This window comes from Candidatus Glomeribacter gigasporarum BEG34 (genome assembly GCF_000227585.1).
Classification (GTDB): domain Bacteria; phylum Pseudomonadota; class Gammaproteobacteria; order Burkholderiales; family Burkholderiaceae; genus Glomeribacter; species Glomeribacter gigasporarum_B.
Genome location: NZ_CAFB01000122.1, coordinates 1 through 1624, shown reverse-complemented (window position 1 = coordinate 1624; position 1624 = coordinate 1). Strand labels below are relative to the sequence as shown.

Genomic DNA, 1624 nt, shown 5'->3' with positions numbered 1-1624 from the left:
TGGCGATCTGCGGCGCACACTGGAAAAAGGGGGCGATCTGCAGCAGTTGCGCATGAGCAATGCGATGACAGGCAAACCGCATACGATTCAGGCAGATCAGCTTGCGGTTGAGGCGGTGGAACAGATGGAGCGCTACCGCATCAATCAGTTATTGGTCGAAGACGAGCGCGGCGCATTGATCGGCGCATTGAATATGCACGATTTATTTAACGCGAAGGTTGTGTAATGGCAACCGCGCCCGTGTCGCCCTGCGCCGCCGTGACTGCGCGCGCAGCGCAGGTACAACTGATGATTTTTGACGTGGATGGCGTGTTGACCGATGGACGGTTGACTTTGAGCGAAACCGGGGCGCTGGTTCTGTCTTTCCATGTGCACGACGGGCAAGGCATCAAATTACTGGCGCGGGCGGGCGTGCAGATTGCACTCATTACGCGCAGCGCATCGCCAATTATCGCTGCGCGCGCGGGCATCCTTGGCATCGAACGGGTGTATTCGGGTGTATCCGACAAAAAGGAAGCCTTTGCCGATTTGCTCTTGCGCACCGGGTTTGACGCGCAACAGTGCGGTTATATGGGGGATGACTGGCCGGACTTGCCCGTGATGCAACAGGTTCATTTTGCGGCAGCGCCGGCGAACGCGCGCCCCGAAGTGCGCGCGTGCGCGCATTGGGTTACCCAGGCAACAGGAGGGCACGGTGCGGCGCGTGAAGTGTGCGATTTGTTGCTGCGCGCGCAGCATGGCTGCGATACGCTCCCTGCGGAAGGGGGCAGCGATTCATCATGCAGCGCACGCCATTAACCCAATGGTGCCTGCTTGGCTTCGCGGCCCTCTGTGCGGGTTTGAGTTACTGGATTGCGCAACGCGCGCCTGGGCCCGCGCAACGCGCCTCTTCATCCCAGCTTAAAGGCCGCTACCCGGACGCTTTTGCCGATCAAGCGTCGATGACCCTTTTGGATCAGAACGGCGCCGCGCAATATCAAATGCACGCCGTGAAATTTTTCCATTACCCGGATCAGGACGCGACTGAAATGTATTCGCCTGCGCTGCGCGCATTCACGCCGGGGCAGCCGGAGATCACCAGCACTGCAATGCGCGGCGTCATCCGTCATCAGCAAACGATTGTGGATTTATACGGCCGCGCGCGCATCGCGCGCGCCCGCAGCCGCAATGCACCGGAAATGGAAGCCCGCTCGGCGCATTTCCGCATTTTTGCCGATAAGGATGGGGTGAACAGGGTGCAAACCGAACAGCCAGTTCAACTCCGGCGCGGGAAGTCCGTGGTGAACGCAGACCGCATGCATTATGACCACATCACGCGGGTAATCGATCTACAAGGACATGTGCGCGGCAATCTGTATAATTTTAGATATTGAACAGAATACCAATCCATTCCCCCCTCAAAAAACTTTTTCAAGGAAGATGCCAAGTCTCCCAAATCAATCCTCATCAACTCAGCTAAACCATCGTCATTCCACACAAAGCGCCGCGCGCCTTGTATGTTTGTGCAGGCGCGCTTCCATTTGATCCTGTTCTCTTCAATTCCTTACTCTATAAATAAGAAATTTGGACTGATCAAGGAGTGGACATGGCGATGACTACAGTGACATCAAAAGGACAAATTACC

The 1624-nt window shown here is 56.6% G+C and carries 3 protein-coding genes; all 3 read left to right on the top strand.

The window, feature by feature from the left end; genetic code table 11:
• On the top strand, positions 1-226 hold a 226-nt coding region (locus CAGGBEG34_RS09425), incomplete at its 5' end, for a CBS domain-containing protein (protein WP_042688541.1).
• Positions 226-798 carry a KdsC family phosphatase gene (locus tag CAGGBEG34_RS09420; protein ID WP_006683379.1) on the top strand — a complete coding sequence of 191 codons (573 nt, stop codon included), beginning with the start codon at positions 226-228 and terminating at the stop codon, positions 796-798. The genes CAGGBEG34_RS09425 and CAGGBEG34_RS09420, both read left to right, overlap by 1 nt.
• Positions 780-1373: an LPS export ABC transporter periplasmic protein LptC gene (lptC, locus tag CAGGBEG34_RS09415; RefSeq protein ID WP_006683378.1), complete on the top strand. Its 594-nt coding sequence runs from the start codon at positions 780-782 to the stop codon at positions 1371-1373. Before CAGGBEG34_RS09420 ends, lptC begins: the two co-directional genes overlap by 19 nt.
• Positions 1374-1624 lie beyond the last annotated feature (251 nt).

Coding starts and splice junctions, on each gene's coding strand:
- lptC (WP_006683378.1), top strand. CDS start 780: ATGCAGCGCACGCCATTAACCCAATGGTGCCTGCTTGGCTTCGCGGCC.
- CAGGBEG34_RS09420 (WP_006683379.1), top strand. CDS start 226: ATGGCAACCGCGCCCGTGTCGCCCTGCGCCGCCGTGACTGCGCGCGCA.